The sequence below is a fragment of the Buttiauxella massiliensis genome, from assembly GCF_902500225.1.
Taxonomy (GTDB): domain Bacteria; phylum Pseudomonadota; class Gammaproteobacteria; order Enterobacterales; family Enterobacteriaceae; genus Buttiauxella; species Buttiauxella massiliensis.
Genome location: NZ_LR722649.1, coordinates 241,359 through 260,599 on the forward strand (window position 1 = coordinate 241,359; position 19,241 = coordinate 260,599).

The 19,241-nt window shown below is 52.1% G+C and carries 18 protein-coding genes and 1 pseudogene; 11 read left to right on the forward strand and 8 right to left on the reverse strand.

Annotation, left to right across the window (positions count from 1 at the left end; translation table 11 throughout):
- Positions 1-106: 106 nt before the first annotated feature.
- Both nhaA and nhaR read left to right on the forward strand, forming a co-directional pair.
- Positions 107-1,285, forward strand: a complete 1,179-nt coding sequence (gene nhaA, locus GC128_RS03430; protein WP_151993104.1) for a Na+/H+ antiporter NhaA — start codon at positions 107-109, stop codon at positions 1,283-1,285.
- A gap of 68 nt (positions 1,286-1,353) precedes the next feature.
- Positions 1,354-2,247 carry a transcriptional activator NhaR gene (gene nhaR / locus GC128_RS03435; RefSeq protein WP_151993285.1) on the forward strand — a complete coding sequence of 298 codons (894 nt, stop codon included), beginning with the start codon at positions 1,354-1,356 and terminating at the stop codon, positions 2,245-2,247.
- 74 nt (positions 2,248-2,321) lie between these two features.
- Here nhaR and rpsT read toward each other — a convergent pair whose 3' ends face one another.
- The gene (rpsT, locus tag GC128_RS03440) at positions 2,322-2,585 is read right to left on the reverse strand and encodes a 30S ribosomal protein S20 (RefSeq protein ID WP_064513803.1); all 264 of its coding nucleotides are present in this window, start codon (positions 2,583-2,585) and stop codon (positions 2,322-2,324) included.
- 326 nt (positions 2,586-2,911) lie between these two features.
- On the opposite strand from rpsT, the gene ribF reads away from it, so the two are divergent.
- From ribF to GC128_RS03480, 8 genes are all read left to right on the forward strand, one after another.
- Positions 2,912-3,844 (forward strand): bifunctional riboflavin kinase/FAD synthetase, encoded by a 933-nt coding sequence (gene ribF, locus GC128_RS03445; RefSeq protein ID WP_151993105.1) that lies wholly within the window; start codon positions 2,912-2,914, stop codon positions 3,842-3,844.
- 28 nt (positions 3,845-3,872) lie between these two features.
- Positions 3,873-6,689, forward strand: coding sequence for an isoleucine--tRNA ligase (gene ileS / locus GC128_RS03450; RefSeq protein WP_151993106.1), 2,817 nt, complete (start codon positions 3,873-3,875; stop codon positions 6,687-6,689).
- On the forward strand, positions 6,689-7,195 hold the full coding sequence (lspA, locus tag GC128_RS03455; RefSeq protein WP_151993107.1) for a signal peptidase II: 507 nt from the start codon (positions 6,689-6,691) through the stop codon (positions 7,193-7,195). The genes ileS and lspA overlap by 1 nt, the downstream gene beginning before the upstream one ends.
- Before the next feature lie 3 nt (positions 7,196-7,198).
- Positions 7,199-7,669 carry an FKBP-type peptidyl-prolyl cis-trans isomerase gene (gene fkpB / locus GC128_RS03460; protein ID WP_034459386.1) on the forward strand — a complete coding sequence of 157 codons (471 nt, stop codon included), beginning with the start codon at positions 7,199-7,201 and terminating at the stop codon, positions 7,667-7,669.
- Positions 7,650-8,600, forward strand: coding sequence for a 4-hydroxy-3-methylbut-2-enyl diphosphate reductase (gene ispH / locus GC128_RS03465; RefSeq protein ID WP_151993108.1), 951 nt, complete (start codon positions 7,650-7,652; stop codon positions 8,598-8,600). Before fkpB ends, ispH begins: the two co-directional genes overlap by 20 nt.
- A gap of 72 nt (positions 8,601-8,672) precedes the next feature.
- Positions 8,673-9,590, forward strand: coding sequence for a ribonucleoside hydrolase RihC (gene rihC, locus GC128_RS03470; protein ID WP_151993109.1), 918 nt, complete (start codon positions 8,673-8,675; stop codon positions 9,588-9,590).
- A 104-nt stretch (positions 9,591-9,694) separates the two neighbouring features.
- Positions 9,695-10,258, forward strand: a complete 564-nt coding sequence (locus tag GC128_RS03475) for a glucose-6-phosphate isomerase family protein (RefSeq protein ID WP_151993110.1) — start codon at positions 9,695-9,697, stop codon at positions 10,256-10,258.
- Positions 10,251-11,033: a glucose-6-phosphate isomerase family protein gene (locus GC128_RS03480; RefSeq protein WP_151993111.1), complete on the forward strand. Its 783-nt coding sequence runs from the start codon at positions 10,251-10,253 to the stop codon at positions 11,031-11,033. The genes GC128_RS03475 and GC128_RS03480 overlap by 8 nt, the downstream gene beginning before the upstream one ends.
- A gap of 84 nt (positions 11,034-11,117) precedes the next feature.
- On the opposite strand, the gene GC128_RS03485 is transcribed toward GC128_RS03480, so the two are convergent.
- The 5 genes from GC128_RS03485 to GC128_RS03505 are packed head-to-tail and all read right to left on the reverse strand — an operon-like array spanning position 11,118 to position 15,427.
- Positions 11,118-11,933 (reverse strand): PTS system mannose/fructose/sorbose family transporter subunit IID, encoded by an 816-nt coding sequence (locus GC128_RS03485; RefSeq protein WP_151993112.1) that lies wholly within the window; start codon positions 11,931-11,933, stop codon positions 11,118-11,120.
- Positions 11,933-12,730 carry a PTS mannose/fructose/sorbose/N-acetylgalactosamine transporter subunit IIC gene (locus GC128_RS03490; RefSeq protein ID WP_151993113.1) on the reverse strand — a complete coding sequence of 266 codons (798 nt, stop codon included), beginning with the start codon at positions 12,728-12,730 and terminating at the stop codon, positions 11,933-11,935. The genes GC128_RS03485 and GC128_RS03490 overlap by 1 nt, the downstream gene beginning before the upstream one ends.
- Before the next feature lie 11 nt (positions 12,731-12,741).
- Positions 12,742-13,236 (reverse strand): PTS system mannose/fructose/N-acetylgalactosamine-transporter subunit IIB, encoded by a 495-nt coding sequence (locus tag GC128_RS03495; RefSeq protein ID WP_151993114.1) that lies wholly within the window; start codon positions 13,234-13,236, stop codon positions 12,742-12,744.
- A gap of 9 nt (positions 13,237-13,245) precedes the next feature.
- Positions 13,246-13,674 carry a PTS sugar transporter subunit IIA gene (locus GC128_RS03500; RefSeq protein ID WP_151993115.1) on the reverse strand — a complete coding sequence of 143 codons (429 nt, stop codon included), beginning with the start codon at positions 13,672-13,674 and terminating at the stop codon, positions 13,246-13,248.
- A 4-nt stretch (positions 13,675-13,678) separates the two neighbouring features.
- The gene (locus tag GC128_RS03505) at positions 13,679-15,427 is read right to left on the reverse strand and encodes a class I mannose-6-phosphate isomerase (RefSeq protein ID WP_151993116.1); all 1,749 of its coding nucleotides are present in this window, start codon (positions 15,425-15,427) and stop codon (positions 13,679-13,681) included.
- A gap of 198 nt (positions 15,428-15,625) precedes the next feature.
- Between GC128_RS03505 and GC128_RS03510 the strand changes: the two genes are divergently transcribed.
- Positions 15,626-16,642 carry a LacI family DNA-binding transcriptional regulator gene (locus tag GC128_RS03510; protein WP_151993117.1) on the forward strand — a complete coding sequence of 339 codons (1,017 nt, stop codon included), beginning with the start codon at positions 15,626-15,628 and terminating at the stop codon, positions 16,640-16,642.
- Here GC128_RS03510 and GC128_RS03515 read toward each other — a convergent pair.
- Positions 16,634-18,176: pseudogene (locus GC128_RS03515) on the reverse strand (MFS transporter). The gene GC128_RS03510 and the pseudogene GC128_RS03515 sit on opposite strands and share 9 nt — an antisense overlap.
- A gap of 47 nt (positions 18,177-18,223) precedes the next feature.
- Positions 18,224-19,240 (reverse strand): Gfo/Idh/MocA family protein, encoded by a 1,017-nt coding sequence (locus tag GC128_RS03520; protein ID WP_151993118.1) that lies wholly within the window; start codon positions 19,238-19,240, stop codon positions 18,224-18,226.
- Position 19,241 lies beyond the last annotated feature (1 nt).

Consider the following 19,241-nt stretch of genomic DNA (forward strand, 5'->3'; position numbering starts at 1 on the left):
CTTTAATGCAATATAATCTACTTTTCTCGAAGTGTTAGACAGGCTATGCTTAATACATATTAATGCCCTAAATGATTTAAGGCAGTCTGAAAACCGGGATGAAAAGATGACAAAAAAACTAAAATACTTTTTCAATAATGATGCCTCCAGCGGCATCTTTTTAATCCTTGCCGCTGTGCTGGCAATGGTTCTTGCCAACTTGAGTTCCACTAGTGACCTGTACCAGTCGTTTTTAAATACGCCGGTAGAGGTGCGTATTGGTTCGCTGGATATCAGTAAAAATCTACTGTTGTGGGTCAATGATGCATTGATGGCAATCTTCTTCCTGATGATTGGCCTAGAAGTAAAACGCGAAATGGTGAGTGGCTCGCTTGCCAGCATGCGCCAGGCATCGTTCCCGGTTATCGCGGCATTGGGCGGTATGGTCGTCCCAGCAGCAATCTATTTGCTGTTCAACTTCCAGGACCCGATTACCCGTGAAGGGTGGGCGATTCCGGCGGCAACTGATATCGCTTTCGCACTGGGTATTCTGGCATTGCTGGGCAATCGTGTACCGGTCGCACTTAAAGTGTTCCTGATGGCTTTGGCCATTATTGATGACCTGGGCGCGATCGTGATTATCGCTCTGTTCTACACCAGCGATCTTTCAATCCTTTCACTGGCCGTTGCTGCAGGTGCTATCGCTGTGCTGGCACTGCTGAATATCTGTAATGTGCGCCGTACTGGTTTGTATATTCTGGTTGGTGTGGTGTTGTGGACCGCAGTATTGAAATCGGGCGTTCACGCAACGCTTGCTGGGGTAATCATTGGTTTCCTTATCCCACTTAAAGAAAAAGATGGGCGCTCTCCGGCGAAAGAGCTGGAGCATGTGCTGCATCCTTGGGTCGCATTCTTGATTCTGCCGTTGTTTGCTTTTGCCAATGCGGGCGTTTCATTAAGCGGTGTGACTTTTGCCGGGTTAACCTCGTTGTTACCGATGGGGATTATGGCGGGTCTGTTTATCGGCAAGCCACTGGGTATTAGCCTGTTCTGCTGGGCAGCACTGAAGCTGAAGCTGGCAACGTTGCCTGAAGGGACGACCTGCAAGGAAATCATGGCGGTCGGTGTGCTTTGCGGGATTGGCTTCACAATGTCTATCTTCATTGCATCGCTGGCATTTGACGGTGCAGACCCGGCACTGATAACCTGGGCCAAACTGGGTATTCTGTTGGGATCACTGTTCTCAGCCGTCGTCGGTTACTGCATGTTGAGAAGCCGCTTTAGCTCGCAGTTACAGCATAATTAATGTTACTACTAACGGCTCCTCTCAGGAGCCGTTAGCTCATGGACTGTTTATCAGGGAGTGAAAAACGTATGTCACACATCAATTACAACCATCTCTACTACTTCTGGCAAGTCTGCAAAGAAGGGTCGGTTGTGGGTGCCGCAGAAGCGCTTTATTTAACGCCGCAAACCATCACCGGTCAGATCAAAGCGTTGGAAGAACGCCTGCAGGGTAAACTGTTCCGTCGCCAGGGACGCGGTCTGGTGCCTTCTGAATTGGGCCAGCTTGTTTTCCGCTATGCGGACCGTATGTTTACTTTAAGCCAGGAAATGTTGGATATCGTGAACTACCGCAAAGAGTCGAGCCTGTTGTTTGATGTCGGTATTGCGGATGCGCTGTCAAAACGCCTGGTGAGCGGCGTGCTTGATGCGGCTGTCGTTGAAGATGAGCAAATCCACCTGCGCTGTTTCGAATCGACCCACGAAATGCTGCTTGAGCAACTCAGCCAGCATAAACTCGATATGATCATCTCTGACTGCCCGATTGATTCAACTCAGCAGGAAGGGCTGTTTTCGGTGAAAATCGGCGAATGTGGCATTAGCTTCTGGAGCCAGAACCCGGTGCCTGATTTGCCTTTCCCTGCCTGTCTTGAAACCCGGCGTTTATTGATTCCAGGCCGTCGCTCGATGTTAGGGCGTAAGATTTTGAACTGGATTAACACTCAAGGGTTGAAGGTTGAAATTCTCGGTGAGTTTGATGATGCGGCGCTGATGAAAGCCTTTGGTGCGGCACACAATGCGATTTTTGTCGCGCCGACCCTGTACGGGCAGGACATCTATAACGACGAGAACATTGTTGAGATTGGGCGAATCGAGAATGTGATGGAAGAGTATCACGCCATATTTGCTGAACGAATGATTCAACACCCGGCGGTGCAGCGTGTGTGCAATCGGGATTACTCGGCTTTGTTTAAAGAGATTTAAATCAGGACTCAAATTTCAGATATAAAAAAACCGGCATAAGCCGGTTTTTTTTCAAGCTAACAACAAGTTGGCGATTAAGCCAGTTTGTTGATGTGCGCTACAAGGTTAGCCTTATGACGCGCAGCTTTGTTTTTGTGGATCAGACCTTTGCTAGCCTGACGATCCACGATTGGTTGCATTTCGTTAAATGCTTTCTGTGCAGCAGCTTTGTCGCCAGTTTCAATCGCTGCGTATACTTTCTTGATGAAAGTACGCATCATAGAGCGACGGCTTGCGTTGTGCTTACGAGCCTTTTCAGACTGTACAGCACGTTTCTTAGCTGATTTGATATTAGCCAAGGTCCAACTCCCAAATATGATCTATGTAGACAATTCAAAGGCCGAGGAATATGCCCTCTTAGCCTTCTTTTGTCAATGGATTTGTGCAAATAAGCGCCGTTAAATTTCCGGAGCCTCTTACGTTGTGATGGCGCGGATTCTACCAGCATAACGGTCATGAATACAGCTTTAAGCAACAAAAATCGTCCAGTGATGCGCATCCATGTAGAAACCAGGCGCCAGTTCGATGAAAACCTTAATGCTTTATGCCAAAGGGGACAATCGCCGGTTAACCTTCACCGTGGTAATTGATATAATCCGCCGATTTCCACTGTTTTGAGCCAGCCATGAAGCTGATACGCGGCATACATAATTTACGCCAGAACCACCACGGGTGTGTCCTCACCATTGGGAATTTCGATGGCGTGCATCGAGGCCACAAGTCCCTGCTAAAAGGGCTGTGCGCGGAAGGGCGTGCGCGAAATCTGCCGGTGATGGTCATGATCTTTGAACCGCAACCGCTTGAGCTGTTCGCAGGCGATAAAGCCCCAGCGCGTCTCACACGCCTGCGCGAAAAGCTGCGTTATCTGGCTGAGTGTGGTGTGGATTACGTGCTGTGTGTGCGATTCGATCGCCGCTTTGCTGCGCTGACTGCGCAAAACTTTGTCAGCGATCTTCTGGTTGACCGCCTCGGGGTAAAATTCCTCGCGGTAGGTGATGATTTCCGCTTTGGTGCTGGTCGCCAGGGGGATTTCTTGTTATTACAGAAGGCTGGCCTCGAGTATGGTTTTGACGTCACCAGTACGCAAACTTTCTGTGAAGGTAGAGTGCGAATCAGTAGCACGGCTGTTCGCCAGGCACTGGCTGATGACGACTTAACGCTTGCCGAAAGTCTATTGGGTCATCCGTTTATTATCTCCGGACGTGTCGTCCATGGTGATGAACTGGGAAGAACCATTGGTTTCCCCACGGCGAATTTACTGCTGCGTCGTCAGGTTTCCCCTGTTAAAGGGGTGTTTGCGGTAGAAGTCGCAGGCCTTGGCGATAAACTGCTGCCGGGCGTTGCCAACATTGGCACACGGCCAACGGTGGCGGGTCTGCGCCAACAGCTAGAAGTCCATTTGCTGGACGTTGCAATGGACTTATATGGGCACCATATTGATGTGGTGCTACGAAAAAAAATACGCAATGAACAACGGTTTGCTTCGCTTGATGAACTGAAAGCGCAAATCGCCAAAGATGTGGTAACCGCCCGCGAATTTTTTGGGCCTAATACCTGAGCAAGCTAACTACGGAACCGAGAATCTAATGAGTGACTTTAAATCTACCCTGAATTTACCGGAAACAGGGTTCCCGATGCGTGGCGACCTCGCCAAACGCGAACCGGGCATGCTGGCTCGCTGGAATGATGATGACCTGTACGGCATCATCCGTAATGCAAAGAAAGGCAAAAAATCCTTCATTCTGCATGATGGCCCTCCATACGCGAACGGCAGCATTCACATTGGTCACTCAGTTAACAAGATTCTGAAAGACATTATCGTGAAGTCCAAAGGTCTTTCCGGTTTTGACTCTCCGTATGTTCCAGGTTGGGACTGCCACGGTTTGCCAATCGAACTGAAAGTAGAACAGCTGATCGGCAAGCCTGGCGAGAAAGTTTCTGCGGCTGAATTCCGTGCTGCATGCCGTAAATATGCGGCAGAGCAGGTTGACGGGCAGCGTGCCGACTTCATCCGTCTGGGTGTGTTGGGCGACTGGTCACGTCCGTACCTGACTATGGATTTCAACACCGAAGCGAATATCATTCGTGCGCTGGGTAAAATCGTCGGTAACGGCCACCTGCTTAAAGGGGCTAAACCTGTGCACTGGTGCGTTGACTGCCGTTCAGCCCTGGCTGAAGCGGAAGTTGAGTATTATGACAAAACCTCTCCATCTATCTTCGTTAGCTTCCAGGCTGTTGATGCTGACGCGGTAAAAGAGAAATTTGGCGCAACTCAGGTTGATGGCCCGGTTTCCATGGTTATCTGGACTACCACTCCGTGGACTCTGCCAGCTAACCGTGCGGTTTCTCTGAATGCAGAATTCGAATATGCGCTGGTGCAGGTTGATGGCCAGGCGTTGATCGTTGCTAAAGATTTGCTCGAAAGTGTAATGAAGAGCGCGGCTATCACCGAGTGGACTGTTCTGGGCACCGCTAAAGGCGCCGATCTGGAACTGACTCGCTACAAGCACCCGTTCTTAGATTTCGATGTGCCGGCGATTCTTGGCGAGCACGTTACGCTGGAAGCCGGTACCGGCGCAGTGCATACCGCTGGCGGCCACGGCCCTGACGACTATGTGATCAGCCAGAAATACAATCTGGAAATCGCTAACCCGGTTGGCCCGGATGGTTGCTACCTGCCAGGTACTTATGAAGGTCTGGATGGCGTTCAAGTGTTCAAAGCTAACGACCTGATCGTTAACATCCTGCGTGATAAAGGAGCTCTGCTGCACGTTGAGAAACTGCTGCACAGCTACCCGCACTGCTGGCGTCACAAAACGCCAATCATCTTCCGTGCCACTCCTCAGTGGTTCATCAGCATGGATCAAAAAGGTCTGCGCGAGCAGTCTCTGAAAGAGATCAAAGGTGTGCAGTGGATCCCAGATTGGGGCCAGGCACGTATTGAGTCCATGGTTGCGAACCGCCCGGACTGGTGTATTTCCCGCCAGCGCACCTGGGGCGTGCCAATGTCGATGTTCGTACACAAAGACACTGAAGAGCTGCACCCGCGTACTCTGGAATTGATGGAAGAAGTTGCTAAGCGTGTTGAGCAAGACGGCATCCAGGCGTGGTGGGATCTCGACCCGCGCGACATTCTGGGTGACGACGCTGACAACTACACCAAAGTGCCAGACACCCTGGACGTGTGGTTCGACTCCGGTTCAACGCATTCATCTGTTGTTGATGTGCGCCCTGAATTCAACGGCCACGCGGCAGATATGTACCTGGAAGGTTCGGATCAGCATCGCGGTTGGTTCATGTCTTCACTGATGATTTCGACGGCGATGAAAGGCAAAGCGCCTTACCGTCAGGTACTGACTCACGGCTTCACCGTTGATGGTCAGGGCCGCAAAATGTCCAAATCTATCGGTAATACCGTTTCTCCGCAGGATGTGATGAATAAACTGGGCGCGGATATTCTGCGTCTGTGGGTGGCATCAACGGATTACACCGGTGAAATTGCGGTGTCCGATGAGATCCTGAAACGCGCTGCTGACTCTTATCGTCGTATCCGTAACACCGCTCGTTTCCTGTTGGCGAACCTTAACGGCTTCAATCCAGAAACCGATATGGTGAAACCGGAAGAGATGGTTGTTCTGGATCGTTGGGCTGTCAGCTGTGCGCAGGATGCACAAACCGATATCCTGGCCGCTTATGAAAACTACGATTTCCACGAAGTGGTGCAACGCCTGATGCGTTTCTGCTCCATCGAAATGGGCTCGTTCTATCTCGACATCATCAAAGACCGTCAGTACACCGCGAAGCCTGACAGCATAGCGCGTCGTAGCTGCCAGACCGCGCTGTTCCACATTGCAGAAGCGCTGGTTCGCTGGATGGCACCAATCATGTCCTTCACCTCTGACGAAATCTGGGCGTTCCTGCCTGGCAATCGTGAGAAATACGTCTTCACCGGCGAGTGGTACGAAGGTCTGTTCGGTCTGGCTGACAGCGAAACGATGAACAATGAATACTGGGACACCCTGTTAACCGTGCGTGGCGAAGTGAACAAAGTCATCGAACAAGCGCGTGCTGACAAGCGTGTGGGCGGTTCACTGGAAGCGGCAGTCACTCTGTACGCCGACAGCGATCTGGCTTCTAAGCTCAATAGCCTGGGCGAGGAATTACGATTTGTCCTGTTGACCTCCGGTGCTGAAGTTGCCGATTATGCGCAGGCTGGCGAAGACGCTCAACAGAGCGAAATCCTGAAAGGATTGAAAGTCGCCTTGCGTAAAGCCGACGGTGAGAAGTGCCCGCGTTGCTGGCATTACACAACCGACGTCGGTCAGGTAGCGGAACACGCAGAAATCTGCGGCCGCTGTGTCACCAACGTAGCCGGTGACGGCGAAAAGCGTAAATTTGCCTGATGAGTAAATCGATAAGTTCGACCGGCTTGCGCTGGCTGTGGCTTGTAGTGGTGGTTCTGATTGTCGATCTGGGCAGCAAATACCTGATCCTCCAGCATTTCATGCTGGGGGACACCGTATCGCTGTTCCCGTCGCTGAATCTGCACTATGCCCGCAATTACGGTGCCGCGTTTAGTTTCCTGGCGGATAAAGGGGGCTGGCAGCGCTGGTTCTTCGCGGGTATCGCTATCGGTATCTGCGTGATTTTGGCTGTGTTGATGTATCGCGCCAAAGCAAGCCAGAAGCTGCATAACATCGCCTATGCTTTAATCATTGGCGGTGCACTCGGCAACCTGTTTGACCGTTTATGGCACGGCTTTGTGGTCGACATGATTGATTTCTATGTCGGCGACTGGCACTTCGCCACGTTTAACTTGGCTGATACGGCAATCTGTATCGGCGCGGCGCTGATTGTGCTGGAGGGGTTCTTTGTCTCCTCCGACAAGCCCGCAAAAGAAAAAGGGTAACCCATGGCTGAGTCTATCCAGGCCAATAGCAGAGTTTTGGTGCATTTCACGCTGAAACTTGAAGATGGCTCCACTGCCGAGTCGACCCGCAATAACGGCAAACCGGCACTCTTCACGCTGGGTGACGAAACACTGTCGCCAGGCATGGAAGACCAGCTAGTCGGCTTAAAAGCAGGGGACAAAAAAGCGTTCTCTCTGGCACCGGAATCCGCGTTTGGTATTCCAAGCCCGGACATGATCCAGTATTTCTCGCGTCGTGAATTTATCGACGCGGGCGAGCCGGTTCCGGGTGCCATTATGCTGTTCACTGCAATGGATGGCAGCGAGATGCCAGGCGTTGTGCGTGAAGTCAACGGTGATTCCATCACCGTTGACTTTAACCACCCACTCGCCGGGCAAACCATTCATTTTGATATCGAAGTACTGGAAATTGACCCGGTACTGGAGGCGTTGAATGCAGATCCTGTTGGCTAACCCACGCGGCTTTTGTGCCGGGGTCGACCGCGCTATCAGCATTGTTGAAAACGCGCTGGCGATTTACGGCGCACCGATTTACGTCCGTCACGAAGTGGTGCATAACCGCTACGTGGTCGATAGCCTGCGCGAACGCGGGGCGATTTTCATCGAGCAAATCAGCGAAGTGCCAGACGGCGCAATCCTGATTTTCTCCGCACACGGGGTTTCCCAGGCGGTGCGTAACGAAGCCAAAGGGCGTGATTTAACGGTGTTTGACGCAACGTGCCCGCTGGTTACCAAAGTGCATATGGAAGTGGCTCGCGCCAGCCGCCGTGGTGAAGAATCCATTCTGATTGGCCACGCAGGCCACCCGGAAGTGGAAGGCACCATGGGCCAGTACAGCAACCCGAAAGGCGGCATGTATCTGGTTGAATCACCGGAAGATGTCAGCAAGCTGGATGTGAAAAACGAAGCCAAACTGTCGTTTATGACGCAGACCACGCTCTCTGTTGATGACACTTCTGACGTGATAGATGCGCTGCGTAAACGCTTCCCGAAAATCATTGGCCCGCGTAAAGACGACATTTGCTACGCCACTACCAACCGTCAGGAAGCCGTGCGAGCACTGGCTGACGAAGCGGATGTGGTGCTGGTCGTTGGCTCGAAAAACTCGTCTAACTCCAACCGCCTGGCAGAACTCGCACAGCGCATGGGCAAATCCGCATATCTAATTGATGATGCGGCGGATATTCAGGAATCCTGGGTTAAAGATGCGGTTTGTGTTGGCGTTACGGCAGGGGCGTCCGCACCAGATATTCTGGTGCAAAACGTTCTGGCTCGCCTGCGTGAACTCGGCGGCAGCGAAGCCCGCGAGCTAGTCGGGCGCGAAGAAAACATTGTTTTCGAAGTGCCGCGTGAGCTGCGAGTGGATGTTCGTGAAGTAGAGTAACGTAAGCCATTCTCGAAAATGAGAAAATGCCAGCTGGATTAAACCACCTGGCATTTTTTTATGGAGGAAAATATGAGTAGCACTCCAATCATTCTCGACACCGATCCTGGCATCGACGACGCCGTGGCGATTGCCGCTGCACTTTTTGCCCCACAGCTTGATTTAAAACTGGTGACGACGGTCGCCGGAAACGTCAGCGTGGAGAAAACCACGCGCAACGCATTGCAGCTCATGCACTTCTGGCAGCGGGATATTCCGGTAGCGCAAGGTGCCGCCACACCGCTGGTACGCAAACTGCGCGATGCCGCGTATGTTCACGGTGAATCGGGCATGGAAGGTTATGCCTTTGTTGAACACCAACGCCAGCCGCTGGATAAACCCGCGTTTCAGGCGATTTATGAATGTTTAAATGCCAGCGCAGAACCCGTCACGCTGGTGGCTATCGGCCCCCTGACTAACATCGCGCTGCTGCTTACCCAATACCCGGATTGCAAAGCGAAGATCAAACGCCTGGTGATCATGGGCGGATCGGCAGGGCGGGGTAACTTCACGCCAAATGCGGAATTTAATCTCGCCATCGATCCGGAAGCGGGCGCTCGCGTATTTGAAAGCGGGCTGGAGATCGTGATGTGCGGCCTTGATGTGACTAACCAGGCGGTACTTAGCCCGGAATATCTGGCAACGCTTTCTGAGCTCAACCAAACCGGGAAAATGCTGCATGCGTTGTTCAGCCACTACCGCAGCGGCAGCATGGCGACGGGCTTGAGAATGCACGATCTGTGCGCCATCGCGTGGCTGGTGAAACCTGAATTATTCCAGACTAAACACTGTTTTGTGGCGGTAGAAACCCACGGTGAATTTACCGCAGGCACTACGGTTGTTGACATCGAAGGGCGTTATCAGCGCGAGCCAAACGCGCATGTGGCGCTGGATCTCGACGTTGCGGGTTTCCAGAAATGGGTGGCGGAAGTCCTGGAGTTAGCCCCTTAAATATTAAACGCGACGCAGATCGACTTTCTTCGGCCTGATAATGAGGTTAATCGATTAACCTTGCTATGCTGATTAGGCAGTTCTCCTTGGGCCGGAGAAATAAAATGAATGTACCTGTCATCGTGCCACCGGGTATGGCATTCCTTAACGGCCATTTCACGGCTGAAAATATCATTACCAAAACTACACGCAGCGGCGATCTGGTCGGCGTGTTCCAGGACGACGCCGCATGGCGAGCATTACCCGCCGACACGCCAATTTATCAGGTTGAAATGCTGCAATCTCCACAGGGAGAAGGCGAGCTTTTTGTCGGCACTACGCATCTCAATCCGGGGCGCGTGGGTGATGAGTTTTATATGACTCGCGGCCATTTCCATCAGCGGCGCGAGCAGGGAGAAGTCTATTTTGGCCTGCGCGGCAGCGGATTGTTGCTGCTGCAAAGCGAACAGGGCGAAGCGCGGCTTGAGCAAGTGTCGCCAGGTTCAGTGCATATTATTCCCGGCAATACCGCGCACCGCTTGATCAACACCGGTTCGGAGGTGCTTTCAGCACTTGCCGTCTGGCCGACGATCGCCGGGCATGATTACGCTTCTCTGGCGCAAGGTTTTAAACGACGCGTCTTTTTGCTGGAAGGGAAAATTCAGGCGAAGGAGGTGCAAAATGGCTGAGCCACTCCTCAATTATGGGTTGGATATGCAGGTCCATCACCAGCCAATGGGCTTTAGCTACGGCGAAGAGGTAATTGGGCCGGTGCCGGAGATCCGTAAACTCGAACAGATCCGTGCTTCATTGCGTGATCCTTTGTGCCAGGGGCCGGAAGATGTTTACGCGATCGTCATGGATGTTGCTCGATTGCAGGACAGGGAAGAACTTAAAAAACGGATGTTACTGTTTGGCGTGGTGACTTACGCTTCCGGGCGGTTGGGCGATGAACCTGTCCGCAGCCAGGGGCATATTCATCGAATTAGTGCGCATAGTGGCTGGTCGCCGCCAGAGCTATATGAAATCTGGCAGGGCAAAGCGATTATTTACATGCAGGAATATGTTGCCGACGATCCCGGCCACTGCTTTGCAATCGTGGCCGGGCCTGGCGAAAAAGTGCTGGTGCCGCCGGGTTGGGCGCATGCCACTATCTCTGCATCACCTGATGAACCACTGACGTTTGGTGCCTGGTGCGACCGGGAATATGGATTTGAATACGAAGCTGTGCGGGCATACAAAGGGCTGGCGTGGTATCCACTATTGCAGGATGAGCATATTGCCTGGCAGCATAACCGTCGCTATATGCCGGGGCGTTTGCAGGTGACTTCACCGCGCAGCTATACCGAATTTGGAATTACCGATGAGCCGCTATATCAACAATTTATTGATGATCCCGCGCGTTTTCAGTTTATTTCAAAACCAGGAATGGTGGGGCCGAAGTGGGTGGGTTTCCACCCTTAAAAGGGTCGGATGACGCTCACGTTAATCCGACCTACGGGCTTGGTGTTGTACGGTGGATAAGCGTTAGCGTCATCCACCGTTTTTTTAAGAGAACAACCCCACCGCTACGCCTACTGCCGCTAACACTAATAACAGCAACATCGCTTTCACCGGTGACACGCCGCGTTTTGCCATCAAATACCAGGTACCAATCACCACTAACAGCGGCAACAGGTTCGGGAAAATTCCATCCAACATTTGTTGCACATGGATATTCACACCATCTTTGGTGACAAACTCCAGTCCGGTGCCAAGCTTCACGTAACTTGCCGCCACGCCGCCCATCACAAATACGCCGAGCAACGATAGCGCTTCACGCAGGCGAGTCGATTTGCTGCTCACCAGCATCTCAACGGACGTCGACCCCATGCGGTAGCCTTTCAGGAACAGGAACCACGAGCCAGGAATGATAATTGCCAGCCATGCTACACAGTAAAATAGCGGCCCTAGAACATTCCCTCCCGCCGCCAGCGCCATACCGATACTCAGCAGAATCGGGATTAACATCCCCGGAATCATTGAATCGCCAATCCCAGCCACCGGCCCCATCAGTCCCACTTTCAGCGTGTTGATAGTTTCGCCGTCGATGGGCTCACCGTTGGCGCGTTTCTCCTCAAGACCCAGCACCATGCCATTGACTATCGCACCCAACTGCGGCTCGGTGTTATAGAATGACGCGTGGCGTTTGAGCATCTCTTTGCGTTGTTCATCATCGGGATAGAGCTTTTTCGCCACCGGCAACATACTCAAACAAAAGCCGAATGACTCCAGGCGCTCAAAGCTCATTGAGGAGAGGTTGTACATCATCCAACTACGCCAGCAACGGCGCAGATCCTGGCGAGTGAGTTTACGTTCTTCCATCAGAATTCATCCTCATCATCAGCGGGCGTGGAGGCTGCACGTTCAGCCTGTGGCTCAGGTTTGTAGTTGTAGTGAATCAGTGCCAGTAACGCGCCGACAATCACCAGCGCCACCATATTTAGCTTCAGGAAAACAATGCAGATAAACCCCACCAGGAAGTAAATCAACATGCTGTAATTCTTGATGATTTGTTTAAGCAGAATGGCGATACCGACAGCTGGCAGAATCCCGCCCAGCACGTTCATGGTGGAAAGAACGATGTGTGGCAGGCTGTCCATAAAGGCATTGATGTACTGCGCGCCGAAATAGACTGCGATAAACGTCGGAATAAAACGCATCAGGAAGTTGGTGGCTTGCGGCCAGATTGCGCTGTTGAGATACACGCCGCGCTCGTCGCCCTTTTCCAGCGCGATATCCGCACGGTGGTTCCACCAGGAATTGAGCACCATCATGGCGTTGAATAACACGGTGCCGGCAATGCCGATAGTGGCAGCTAACGCTACAGCCACTTCCGGGCCTTTATTGGAAAGAATGCCCAATGCAATGGCCGGGAAGGCCACAAAGTTGAGATCCGCAGGCATAGAACCACCGGGGGTTACCATGGCGATATACACGGCTTGAACCGCCACGCCGATGATAATCCCGGTTTGCACATCGCCGAGAATAAAACCTACCAGCATCCCTGAAACCAGTGGGCGGGTAATCAGATACCAGCCGCCGGTCAACCCCAGCAGCCATGGGCTACTAAGCGCACCGAGGTAACAGAGAATGCCGATTAGAGCTGCTTCGAAAGCCATAATGCACTCCTTTATTTGAGTTTTTGTCGAGCATCTTGCCAGCTGTAACTGCTGGCATCGGGTACCAGTCGAAATTCAATCTGGTGCCCGCGCAGCGAGAGATAGTCGAACGCCGCTATCTCTTCCGGATTCACAGACTGATTCGGGCCAATGGTGGTGGTAGTGGCTCGTGCGCTCATCGGGCCAACGTTGATTTTCTTATTGCTGTTTTGCAGGCTGATTCCCGCTTCTTCAATGCGTTTTAGCGTCACCGGAGATTTACCAATCACGAAATAATGCTTCTCACTGGCGATGATCTTCGGCAGTTTTTCAATCGCGGTGGCGGTATCAAATAACCAGACTTTGGTATCCTGCACCGCACCTTTCATCACCGAAGACAACAACGGATCGGCGGCGACAGCGTCATCAATGGCGATGATCCCATCGCACGGCAACTCTTTTGCCCAGCGGGTGATCAACTGGCCGTGGATCACCCGATCGTCAATGCGTACAAAAGAAATACTCATCGTTGCCCCTTAGAAATCATCAGATTGTGTGGTTTCAGCCAGTTGGGCCTGAACCAGTGAGTCACGCGATTCTTCCAGTAAAACCGCTGCCGCTTGGGCTACATCGGTCAGATCTTTTATTTCATCGCTCAGCAATAGCATCGGGAAATTAACACCTCCCAACACTGCCATTGGCGGCTGCGTTTGCGGATCGAACGCATGGTGGCAGGCAATATTCCAAGGCGTGCCGCTTTGCAAATCGCACAGCACCAGCACGCCATCAGCATCTTTGGCGGCCTGTTTCAGCACCGCAGCAAACTCATCACCAAAACTATTGATGCCCTTGTTCTCCGTTAGCATCACCGGGAATACATGCGGTAATTCGCCATAAACCATTTTGCTACCGGCCAGTAGTGCTTCGGCAAGCAAGCCATGTGTTGCCAGAATTACGTTGATCATCTTGTTATCCTCTTACCCAGGCTTTCATGGTGGCGAGCTGTTGACCTACACCGCTACCGTATGGGGAAATGCGATATTCGCCGACCGCCGCCGGAACAATGAAGGTTTCGGCGTAATGCACCACAAAGGGTTCGAATGCGCCGCTCGGGCTTTCAACCAGCGCTTCACTGCCTTCCACCAGATTCAGTACGTTTACGCCACCATGAGTGTGGTGCGTGACAGGTTGCGTAAACCAATGGCGGCGGGTTTCGATAAACTCACGTTCATGTAGACCCGTACGTTCTTCGCACCAGCCATCACCTTCCGCGATAGGCTCGAAATGATTCACCAGATGCTCGGTGACCCATTGCGTATCACGTTTCCAGTCAATCACTTGTGCACCGTGTTCAAGATGCACCGGACGTGGCAGACCATCCAGACCGAGGCGGCCCCAGTCCCACAATTTGAAGGTGAAAATAAACGGCGTGGCGCTGATCTCCAGTACCATTGCACCGGATCCAGAGCAGTGAACAGTGCCTGCCGGGATCAGGAAGTGATCGTGTTTACGTGCCGGGAAACGGTTAACGAATTTCTCATCATCAAACGCTTTTTCGCCCCGCTGCGCACACGCAAGATCGTCGAGCATTTCCTGTGGATTGATGCCTGTTTTGGTCCCCAGATACACTTGCGCACCAGGCTCGGCTTCCAGCATGTAATAGCTCTCATCCTGGGTGTAATGCATGCCGAAATGCTGCTGGATGTATTCGGTAATCGGGTGAACCTGGAAGCTTAAATTCTGCCCGCCGATGGTATCGAGGAAGTCGAAGCGGATCGGGAATTCCGCACCAAAACGGGCATGAACACGCTCGCCAAGCAGCGGGCGAGGGTAGAGCAACACCAGATCCTGAGAGGGGATCTCGATCCGCTCATCACCAAAACGCAGTAACAGGCTGTTCTCCTCGGGCACACAGTCAAAACACCATGCGTAATTTGGCTTTGAGGGATCGAGATCGAATTTGTCTTTCATCCATTGCCCGCCCCAGACTCCTGGGTCGAAGAATGGCACTACGCGGAACGGTTGTTGCGTGGTTTGTTGGAGCGCATGGCGCAGCGCATCGCCGCTCACCATCGCCGGTTGTTCAGGGTTATTGGTGTCGAGCAAGAAATCCGCACGCTTGAGAAGCGGCGTTTTATGGCGGTCAAACACGCGCCATTCAATGAAGAAAGCGCGTTTGTAGCGGCGCAGAATATCTTCGCTCTCGTTGTTCGCACCCCAGTTACCCAGTTCGCCACGGCGAAAACGCTGCTGGATTTCCCAACGGGCGAGGTCGGCATAAACCAGCACATCACCTTCGTGAACCAGCGCCGCGCCTGGGCCGTAAACCACCACCAGGCCGTGCGTGGTTTCAGCGACTTCTTGTTGCAACGCCGCCAGTTTTACCGCGCAGAAGAACTCGTTTAACTCATGACAGGAAAGCACGCCAAACACGCGGTCGTCCGTCAGGTTGTGGGCCAGCAAATCATGCAGATGTTGCTCGCTCAACCGCGCAGATTCGGCGTTAATCACCCGTGCGGGATTGAGATGGCTAATGAGTTGCGAATGCAGTTCGTCGAGCTGAACGCCGGGGTAGCAATCAATCACCAGCACGGTTTTACCCGCGTGCGATAGCTTCTCGCTGACAGCCTGTTTTATGGCAGGCCATCCACGCCATGCCTGATGGTCAAACCCCGCGACTTTGACTTCGGGATACTTGTCGTAAGATGCCGGATGCATAGTATTCTCCCTGTTTTCGATAAATTAAGATTAATCGATTAACCCATTTTGAACAGAGTGGTAAACGCGATTAACCCGCAATTTTTGGCAAGGAGTTGCCATAAGTTGAGTTATCTGTGATGGGTTTCACATGGGAGTATGCAATTTTTTGGTTATTCGATTAATCTGTATGAAATCGCTAAATTTTGAGGAGTGCCAATGAGCACTGTTACCCTGGCCCAGGTTGCAAAACAGGCCGAAGTTTCAACGGCTACCGTTTCCATGGTATTGCGCAATCGAGGGCGAATTTCTGATGCCACCCGCCAGCGAGTGCTGAAAGCGCTGGACGATCTCGGCTACGTTTATAATCAGACGGCGGCCAATTTACGCAACCGCACCAGCAACCAGGTGGGCTTGTTGCTTCACGATATTACCAACCCGTTTTACGGTGAAATGACCGCCGGATTGAGCCAGGAAATGGAGCGCCACGACTTGCTGTTGTTCCTGGCAAACAGTGAAGAATCCGGCGAGCGTCAGCAAAAATTCGTTGATTCGCTGATGCGCAATAACGCCTGCGGCATGGTGCTGTGCGCGGCGCGGGAAACGCCGCCGCTGTTTTTTGAAACCCTCAAGCGGCGCAATATCCCGGCGATTATGGTGGTGCGCCCGATGGACGATGTGGATTTTGATTTCGTCGGCACCGATAACTTCCTCGGTACGCAACTGGCGACGCAACACTTGCTGCGCCTGGGCCATAAGCACATCGCATTTATTGGCGGCAGTGAAAATTCGATCAGCCGCGCCCAGCGCATCGGCGGCTACAGCAGTAAATTGCTTGAGCATCGTATTCAGCCGAACAGCGAATGGGTGGTTTCCTCCCTCGCCAGCCAGAGTGATGGCGCGCGCGTGGCGGAAGAGTTGTTCAGGCAGTATCCGGAAATCACCGCTGCGGTTTGTTATCAGGATATTGTGGCGTTGGGCGTGATGCAGACGCTGCGTAAAATGGGACGCCAGCCGGGCGTGGATTTTGCGCTGGTGGGGTTTGACGATATTACTGAAGCGTCGTTGGTGCAGCCCGCGCTGACCACCGTTTCGGTGGCCGCGAAAGAGATTGGCCGCAAGGCCGGGGAGTTATTGTTTAGCCGCATTCAGGGCAATGACGAACCGCCAAAACGCATTATTCTCCCGCCAACTTTAGTCGTGCGGGAGTCATGCGGTTTTGGTTTGTTACGGTGATTCTGGCGTTAGGCTAGCCGGGGTTTTGCGCCCTGGCGTGTTGCCCCAGACTTTGTCGTATTCGTAGCCTGTCAGGTCTTTAATCACTTTGCGGGTTTCCATATCGCAGTCTGCGAGATCCCCGCCCAGTTTCAGACGTGCCACTTCTTTAATCAGCGTTTTGTGGGATTCGCGGGTCAGTTTGAATTTGAACGTCATCCAGAAGCTGATGGACAGCAAAGCCGCAGTGGCAAAGACCATCAGCCCAACAATGGCGTGTAACGCTTCGATAGGTTGCTCGCCCTGGCCTTTAACAAAGCCGCTTTCTTCCAGCACCACGCCAATCAACATAATCGCCAGTGCCACGGTGCTTTTCCGGGTTAATACCATCACGCCAGCAAAGATTCCTTCACGACGTTTTTTGGTGACGATTTCGTCAACATCAGGAATAAAGCTGTAAATATTCCATGGGATAAAATAGAGCCCGGCACGTGAAAAACCCAATACCACAAAGACGGCGGAGAATAATACGACCGAGACATTGATATTGTTGATATAAGCATAAAACAAGAAAGCTAATACGGCGAAAATACAACTATAAGATAACCGCAGCGCCCCCGATGGCGTGAAGTTTAATTTGCTCAGTAACATCATGAATACGAATGTTCCCGGAACAGAAACAAAAGCCGCCACGATTAAATAACCTGAAACGGCAGCTGCATCCTGATGTAAACCGTAAACCACATAATAGGTAAATACCGAGCCGAAAACGTCCATCGCGGTAAACGACGCAATATAGATAATAATATGCTGACGGAACATTTTAATTTTAAATGAGGACAGCAGATCTAATACCAGGCTTTTTAAGTGGTGCCAAAGATTGCCACTATTGGCACCTTCCGGTTCGGGTTCAAACTCTTCGCGCACATCTTTCGCCTCCCAGGTACACATCCAGGTGGTGAACACCGCAATGCAAAAAATAGCCGAGAACAACAGGCCGGTGTAGGTGTACGTCATCGGGTTATCTTTGCCGGTGAACTGCATAATCACGCCCGGCACCGACACCGCAAGAAAGCCGCCAAGCTGCGAACAAATCATGCGCACGCCAGATAATTTGGCGCGTTCGCTGTAGCGGTTGGTCATTTCGGCGGCCAGTGTTTCCCAGGGAACCAGCACCATTGCCGAGAGCAATTCGATAGAAAGATAGGTGCCGAGATAATACCAGTAGCCCATATCCGTGACCCACAACATGGCGTACAAAAACATCAGTGGGGCGCTGAGTAATAAGAAGAAACGACGGCGGCCGAAACGTCTGCCCAGCCAGGTGTTGGCGAAGTTATCGGTGATATAACCCATAATCGGGCTTAATACCGCATCAATAACTCGTGCAATAGCAAATATCGAACCGGCTTCTAATACCGATAATCCGCAAGAAGTGGTGTAGAAAAATAACAGCCAGGTGCCAATAATGGCAAATTCCCCACCGCCAAATAAATCGGTGACACCATAATCCTATGGCTGTTCCGTAGCCAACTCTGCGTTCAGTAGGTTTCATATTATTCCTTTCTTTTTATATGTAGGATGAAAAGGAAATCGATTATTTTAAATATCTATCCAGTCTCTGGTAATAGAAGATTGATAAATGGCCTCAACCATACGCAATGAAATTTCAGCCTGATGAATATCGACGTAATGACGGTTATTGGGGCTTTCTAAAGAATGATAAAAATTATGAATCGCCTGCTGGTGGCTGCTTCCCCAATAACACTTTTGAGCTGCGTCCGGTAATTCGTCACTGGCGAGTAACTCTTTATGTTCTCCGGCAATTACCCACAAATGATTGTGATGCAGTTGTAGCAGGCCACGTTCACAATGGATTTCCAGCAGTAGCGGTGAGTCCGTGGTATTGCAGTTGGTGGCGTAGAAAATCCCCCGCGCGCCGTTGGCTAATTCCATATTGGCGATAGCGGTGTCTTCAGCTTCCGTTGCAGCACTTAAAAAGCTGCTTTCCACTACGCCTTTGAGCGCGTTCACGCCACCGGCAAACCACTGCATTAAATCCAGCGTATGAATCGCCTGATTGATTAACAGGCTGCCGCCTTCGGTGGCAAAACGCCCGCGCCACGGGCTTTGCGCGTAATAGTCGTGAGGGCGGTTCCAGGTTAGTACCGCTTTGATGCTCAACACTTTTCCGTATGCGTTCGACTCCAGCAGAGCTTTAATCTTCTGGCTGCTCGGGTTCAGGCGGTTTTGATAACAGACGCCGAGCTGAGTGGTTGCGCTCGCCAGCGCGTTTTTAATCTCCTTCACTTCACCGGGATTGAGCGCCACTGGCTTTTCCGTAAACACGTGTTTCCCGGCGGCGAGGGCGGCAATAATCATCTCTTTGTGGGCGAAATGCGGGGTGCAAATATGCACCACATCAATCTCGGCATCGCATAACATTTCCCGGTAATCGGCGTAATAACGGCAGCCGTACCGTTCGGCAAGTGCGTGGCCTTTTACTGAATCTGTATCGACAATGGCCCATAGCTGGCAGGCTGGATTCGCTTGAATGGCCTCGACGTGCAAGGTGTGGATCGCTCCACACCCGACGACCGCGGCCTGTGTCGTCTTCATC